The sequence below is a fragment of the Caulobacter sp. P1_B12_2 genome (assembly GCF_056406675.1).
On record NZ_JBFTZS010000396.1, the window covers coordinates 1 to 5,424 of the forward strand.

The 5,424-nt window shown below is 67.9% G+C and carries 8 protein-coding genes and 1 pseudogene; 8 read left to right on the forward strand and 1 reads right to left on the reverse strand.

Annotated elements, in window-relative coordinates:
• The 6 genes and pseudogenes from AC1DZ6_RS19970 to AC1DZ6_RS19995 form a co-directional block, all read left to right on the forward strand.
• Positions 1-167, forward strand: a pseudogene (locus AC1DZ6_RS19970) (NAD(P)H-dependent glycerol-3-phosphate dehydrogenase); the annotation flags it as partial.
• 159 nt (positions 168-326) lie between these two features.
• Positions 327-608 carry a YciI family protein gene (locus tag AC1DZ6_RS19975; RefSeq protein WP_477098882.1) on the forward strand — a complete coding sequence of 94 codons (282 nt, stop codon included), beginning with the start codon at positions 327-329 and terminating at the stop codon, positions 606-608.
• Between the two features lie 5 nt (positions 609-613).
• Positions 614-916 carry a YciI family protein gene (locus AC1DZ6_RS19980; protein ID WP_477098883.1) on the forward strand — a complete coding sequence of 101 codons (303 nt, stop codon included), beginning with the start codon at positions 614-616 and terminating at the stop codon, positions 914-916.
• A complete protein-coding gene (locus tag AC1DZ6_RS19985; RefSeq protein WP_477098884.1) occupies positions 913-1,263 on the forward strand; it encodes a Rieske (2Fe-2S) protein in 351 nt (116 codons plus the stop codon). The genes AC1DZ6_RS19980 and AC1DZ6_RS19985 overlap by 4 nt, the downstream gene beginning before the upstream one ends.
• A gap of 69 nt (positions 1,264-1,332) precedes the next feature.
• On the forward strand, positions 1,333-1,836 hold the full coding sequence (locus AC1DZ6_RS19990; RefSeq protein ID WP_477098885.1) for an Hcp family type VI secretion system effector: 504 nt from the start codon (positions 1,333-1,335) through the stop codon (positions 1,834-1,836).
• 58 nt (positions 1,837-1,894) lie between these two features.
• A complete protein-coding gene (locus tag AC1DZ6_RS19995) occupies positions 1,895-2,677 on the forward strand; it encodes a class I SAM-dependent methyltransferase (protein ID WP_477098886.1) in 783 nt (260 codons plus the stop codon).
• Between the two features lie 147 nt (positions 2,678-2,824).
• Here AC1DZ6_RS19995 and AC1DZ6_RS20000 read toward each other — a convergent pair whose 3' ends face one another.
• Positions 2,825-3,574, reverse strand: coding sequence for a creatininase family protein (locus AC1DZ6_RS20000; RefSeq protein ID WP_477098887.1), 750 nt, complete (start codon positions 3,572-3,574; stop codon positions 2,825-2,827).
• A 123-nt stretch (positions 3,575-3,697) separates the two neighbouring features.
• Here AC1DZ6_RS20000 and AC1DZ6_RS20005 point away from each other — a divergent pair, with 123 nt between their 5' ends.
• Both AC1DZ6_RS20005 and AC1DZ6_RS20010 read left to right on the forward strand, forming a co-directional pair.
• Positions 3,698-4,357 carry a peroxiredoxin gene (locus AC1DZ6_RS20005; protein ID WP_477098888.1) on the forward strand — a complete coding sequence of 220 codons (660 nt, stop codon included), beginning with the start codon at positions 3,698-3,700 and terminating at the stop codon, positions 4,355-4,357.
• Between the two features lie 85 nt (positions 4,358-4,442).
• Positions 4,443-5,424 (forward strand): AMP-binding protein (locus AC1DZ6_RS20010; RefSeq protein ID WP_477098889.1); only part of this gene is annotated, 982 nt, incomplete at its 3' end.

The following is a 5,424-nucleotide window of genomic DNA, read 5'->3' on the forward strand; positions in this document are numbered from 1 at the left end:
CTCGGTGGCCGAGGGCGTGGCCTCCGCGCCCGCCGTCCGCGCCCTGGCGCTCGCTGGGGGTCGAGACCCCGATCTGCGAAGCCGTCGCCGCCATCCTGGCCGGCGAGGTCGACGTCGACAGCGCTATTCTCGGCCTGCTGTCGCGGCCGCTGAAGGCCGAAGTCTAGGCGCCGTGCGTCCTTCGAGGCTCGGCTCCGCCTCGCACCTCAGGATGAGGAAGTTTGTGAGCCGCCCTATACTGAATACTGAATTCCTCATCCTGAGGCGCCCGCTTAGCGGGCCTCGAAGGACGCAGGGCCTTTCCACCTAAGCCAAGGACCACCGCCATGCCGCTCTACGCCATCGTCTGCAAGGACAAGCCCGGCCTGCTCGAGACCCGCCTGGCCACTCGCCCGACCCACCTGGACTATCTGAAGGACGCTCCGAACCTGAAGCTGGCCGGCCCGCTGCTGGACGACGAAGGCAATCCGAACGGCTCGATCCTGATCCTCGAGGCCGACGACAAGGCCGCCGTCCGGACCTGGGCCGACAACGACCCCTACACCCTGGCGGGCGTGTTCGAGAGCGTCGAGATCCATCCCTGGCGGGTGGTCATCGGCTCGCTCTAGCCGCCATGCCGCTGTTCGCCCTGCATTGCCTGGACCGGCCGGACGCCGCGTCGCTGCGCGCGGCGACACGGCCCGCGCATCTGGCCTATGTCCGCGCCGAGGCGGCCCAGTACCGGTTCGGGGCCTATCTGCTGGACGAGGCGGGGGCGATGTGCGGCTCGCTGATGGCGGTTGAGTGCGCCGACCTGGCGGCCGCGCGGCGCTTCTCGGCCGCCGATCCCTACACCCAGGCCGGGCTGTTCGCGCGGATCGACATCCACGAGTGGCCGGTGGGAATCGACGCGGCCCCAGGACAGGGCGCGCCGTGAACCCCGCCCGCCCCGTGTCCGGAACTCCGCTGTGCCCGCTGGACGAGATCGCCTCGCCCGGCGCGCGCGGCTTCCGCTTCCGGGTCGAGGACGCGGTGTTCGCCGGCTTCGTGGTGCGGCGGGGCGAGGGGGTGGTCGGCTATGTCGACAGCTGCCCGCACGCCGGCTGGCCCCTGGCCGGACCGAACGGCCGGTTCCTGACCCGCGAGAACGACCTGATCCTCTGCGCCGGCCACGCGGCCCTGTTCCGCATCGAGGACGGAGCGATGGTGGCCGGTCCCTGCCAGAACGTCAGCCTGACGCCGTGGCCGGTGCGGGTGGTGGACGGCGTCGTCGTCACCAGCTGAGAGAACGCCGGTCGCCAAGCGTCATGGTCAAGGTTAGGGTCGCCCGAACCGAACGGGACAGGGCGCGACATGGACATCATTCTGCTGCAGCCGGGCGAGCCGGAGATCGTCTATCCCCCGGCCAATCCCAAGATCGACGGCATGCCCGCCGCCGTGATCGGCGGCTTCGATCCCAGCCAGTGCGTACAGCTGACCGCCTTCGGCCAGGACCTGAAAGCGCCGGCCTCGGCGACCGCGCCGCCGGTGACCACCTTCACCGTGATCAAGCCCGTCGACGCCCTGTCGGTGAAGCTCTACGAGTTCTGCCTGCGGTCCAAGCCCCTGGGCGAGGGCCGCGAGCGCCCCACCTATCTGCACCGGGTGAGCAACGGCGTCCTGATGTTCACCGTCGCCCTGCGCGACGCGGCGATCGCCGACATCCAGCTGGAGACCCAGGCCGACGGATCGACCACCGAGCGCCTGACCCTTGCCCCCTCCGAGATGCTTTGGACCTACTACTTCAATGGGGGCGAGACGCTGCACACCGGCTGGAGCACCCTTCTGAAGGGGCCTATCGCCAGCTTCACCGCCTGACCGTTCCTTAACCCCTCGGGCTTAAGCTTCCCCGCGACTGAAACCGGGAAACCGCGCCATGGCCGACGGGTCCAATCCGAATTTCGACGGCGAACTGACCGACGCCCACGATGCGCGCGGCCTGGGGGCCAAGCTGCGCTCGTTCGCCAAGGTCAATCCGCGCTTCGCCCCGAACCTGGCCCGCACCATGCTGGCCAAGCGCGACCCCGCGGTGGTCGAGGCCTTCAACGCCCACAGCGAAAAGGTCGGCTACGAGTTCACCTCGGGCTGGGCCTCCAACAACATTCCGTTCGTCACCCCCGTGCTGCGCGACTTCGTCGCCAAGCGGGATGACTCGCCGATCCGCTATCTGGAAATCGGCGCCTATGAGGGCCGCAACCTGGCCTTCATGGACTGGCTGATCCCCGGCCGGCTGGACGTGACGGTGATCGACCCCTGGTTCGACGAGGCTTTGAACCCGGAAGAGAAGTACCACGCGGTCGAGCCGCGCTTTCACCGCAACATGGCCAAGACCGGCTTCCGGTCGATGAGCGCCCGCAAGGGCTTCTCGACCTACGAGCTGCCCCGGATGCTGGCGGCCGGCGAGCAGTTCGACCTGATCTATGTCGACGGCAGCCACACGGCTCTGGCCGTGCTGATCGACCTGTGCTTCTGCGCCAGCCTGCTCAGCGTGGGCGGCATGATGGTGCTGGACGACTACTGGCACGACATCAGCGAGATTGGCGGTCCGGGCGTGAAGCAGGCCACCGACCAGTTCTTCGGCGCGTTCGGGCGCTATTTCGAGATCACCGCGGTGTACCGGCAGGTGGCGCTGACGAAGATCGCGGAAATTCCGCGGTAGGTGACGTCGCGATCACACTAACATTGTCGTCCCGGACAAGCGCGTAGCGCGCAGATCCGGGGCCGCCATGAAGCGCGGCGCTCAGGCGTCGGTCCCGGGTCTTCGCTTCGCTACGCCCGGGATGACAAACGTTGTTGAAGTCCCGCGCTAGACCCGCTTCTCTGCCGAAAAGTCCGCCAGGTCCTCGATCAGCGACTTGGCCGCTTGAGCCACCAGCGCGCCGCCCTTTTCCGGCGTGGCCTGGGCCGGGTCCGAGCCCATGCGGCCGTCGGCGTAGCGGGCGCGGAAGTCCAGGGCCTCGCGGATCGGGCCGGTCGGGGCGATCTTCGGTGCGTACGGGACATCCTTGATGGTGTCCGGATAGCCCCACTGGGTCACCGCGATCTCGGACGGCGTCGCATGGCTGCCGTGGCCGACCGGGAACTGCTGGTTGGCGAGGCTGAGCACGCCCTTCAGGTCCCACCAGTTCTTGAGCTTCAGAGCGAACGGGGCACGCTCCCGGCGGAAGCTGTACTCGGCGTAGATCTCCGAGAAGGCCGCCTCGATCGAGGCGACATTGCCGCCGTGGCCGTTGAGGAAATAGATCTTCTCGAAGCCGTGGGCGCCCAGCGACCGCACCCAGTCGCCGATCGCGGCGATGAAGGTCGAGGGCCGCAGGAAGATCGTCCCCGGAAAGGCCAGGTGATGCTGGGCCATGCCGACATTGAAGGTCGGGGCCACCAGCACCGTGTCCGACAACTTGGACGCCTCGTGAGAAATGATCTCCGGGCACAGCCAGTCGGTGCCCAGCAGGCCCGTCGGCCCGTGCTGCTCGTTCGAGCCGATCGGCACCACCACCGTCTTCGACGTCGCCAGATAAGCCTCGATCTCGGGCCAGGTCGAAAGGGCGAGCAGCATGGCTGGAAACTCCGCGAGAAATCCTGAGCGGCGCTGGGGAAAGCGCGCGCCTACAACTTGGGCACGGCAATACGCCCATCCTAGGGTCAAGCCGATCCCATTTTGGCGACAGGAGAGCCGTCCATGACGCTCAAACTCGGCGACATCGCCCCCGACTTCACCCAGGACACCACCGAAGGCCCGATCCATTTCCACGACTGGGCCGACGGCCGGTGGGTGGTGCTGTTTTCGCACCCCAAGGACTTCACGCCCGTCTGCACCACCGAGCTGGGCGCCGTGGCGCGCCTGAAGCCCGAGTTCGACAAGCGTGGCGTCAAGGTGATCGGCCTGTCGGTCGATCCGGCCGACAACCACGCCCGGTGGGCCGCCGACATCGCCGAGACCCAAGGGTTCGCCCCGAACTTCCCGCTGATCGCCGACACCGACCTGTCGGTCTCCAAGCTCTACGGCATGCTGCCGGCCGACACGGCGGGGAGCTCGGAAGGCCGCACGGCCGCGACGAACGCCACCGTGCGCAACGTCTTCATCATCGCGCCCGACAAGACCCTCAAGCTGATCCTGGTTTATCCGATGACCACGGGCCGCAACTTCGACGAGATCCTGCGGGTCATCGACTCCCTGCAGCTGACCGCCGCCCACAAGGTGGCCACCCCGGCAGACTGGAAGCAGGGCCAGGACGTGATCATCGTCCCCTCGGTCAGCGACGAGGACGCCAAGGGGCTGTTCCCGGCCGGCTGGACCACCCACAAGCCCTATCTGCGGACCACCAAGCAGCCGGGGTGAGAGATTCCGCGCCTTCCCCGACCTACCGTCATCCCGGGCCTGGCGCGCATAACTCCGCCGCAACAAGACCAAGGGAGTAGACGGCGTGAGCGACGGACAGGTTTTTCCGGTTCCCGACGACTGGGCGGGCAAGGCCCATATCGACGCCGCCGGCTATGAGGCCGCCCTGGCCCGGGTCGAGGCCGATCCCGAGGGCTATTGGCGCGACCTGGCCGGCCGGCTGGACTGGATCCAGGCCCCGACCAGGATCAAGGACGTCTCGTTCGCCAAGGACGACTTCCGCATCCGCTGGTACGCCGACGGGGTGCTGAACGCCTCGGTCAACTGCCTGGACCGCCACCTGCCGCACCGCAAGGACGACGTGGCCCTGATCTTCGAGGGCGACGATCCCGGCGTCTCGTTCAAGGTCACCTATGGCGAACTGCACGCGCAGGTCTGCCGAATGGCCAATGTCCTCAAGGACCAGGGCGTCCAGAAGGGCGACCGGGTGACGATCTACCTGCCGATGATCCCGATCGCGGCGGTGGCGATGCTGGCCTGCGCCCGGATCGGGGCGGTGCACTCGGTGGTGTTCGGCGGCTTCTCGCCGGACTCGATCGCCGGCCGCATCCAGGACTGCGCCTCGCATTTCGTGATCACCGCCGACGAAGGTCGTCGCGGCGGCAAGCGCGTGCCGCTGAAGGCCAATATCGACAAGGCGCTGGAGAGCTGCCCCTGGGTCGGCAAGGTGCTGATGGTCCGTTGGACGGGGGCCGACGTGCCGCTGGTCCACGGCCGCGACATCGTCTGGGACGACGTCAAGGACAGCGTCTCCGCCGACTGCCCGCCCGAGCCGATGAACGCCGAGGATCCGCTGTTCATCCTCTACACCTCCGGCTCGACGGGTAAGCCCAAGGGCGTGCTGCACACCACCGGCGGCTACCTGGCCTGGGCCGGCTGGACCCACGAGGCGGTGTTCGACTACCGCCCGGGAGAGGTCTTCTGGTGCACCGCCGACGTCGGCTGGGTGACGGGCCACAGCTATGTGGTCTACGGCCCGCTGGCCAACGGCGGGACCAGCCTGATCG

Excerpts from the sequence above, each read along its gene's own strand:
- AC1DZ6_RS19975 (WP_477098882.1), top strand. The coding sequence starts at position 327 with ATGCCGCTCTACGCCATCGTCTGCAAGGACAAGCCCGGCCTGCTCGAG.
- AC1DZ6_RS19980 (WP_477098883.1), top strand. The coding sequence starts at position 614 with ATGCCGCTGTTCGCCCTGCATTGCCTGGACCGGCCGGACGCCGCGTCG.
- AC1DZ6_RS19990 (WP_477098885.1), top strand. The coding sequence starts at position 1,333 with ATGGACATCATTCTGCTGCAGCCGGGCGAGCCGGAGATCGTCTATCCC.
- AC1DZ6_RS19995 (WP_477098886.1), top strand. The coding sequence starts at position 1,895 with ATGGCCGACGGGTCCAATCCGAATTTCGACGGCGAACTGACCGACGCC.
- AC1DZ6_RS20000 (WP_477098887.1), bottom strand. The coding sequence starts at position 3,574 with ATGCTGCTCGCCCTTTCGACCTGGCCCGAGATCGAGGCTTATCTGGCG.
- AC1DZ6_RS20005 (WP_477098888.1), top strand. The coding sequence starts at position 3,698 with ATGACGCTCAAACTCGGCGACATCGCCCCCGACTTCACCCAGGACACC.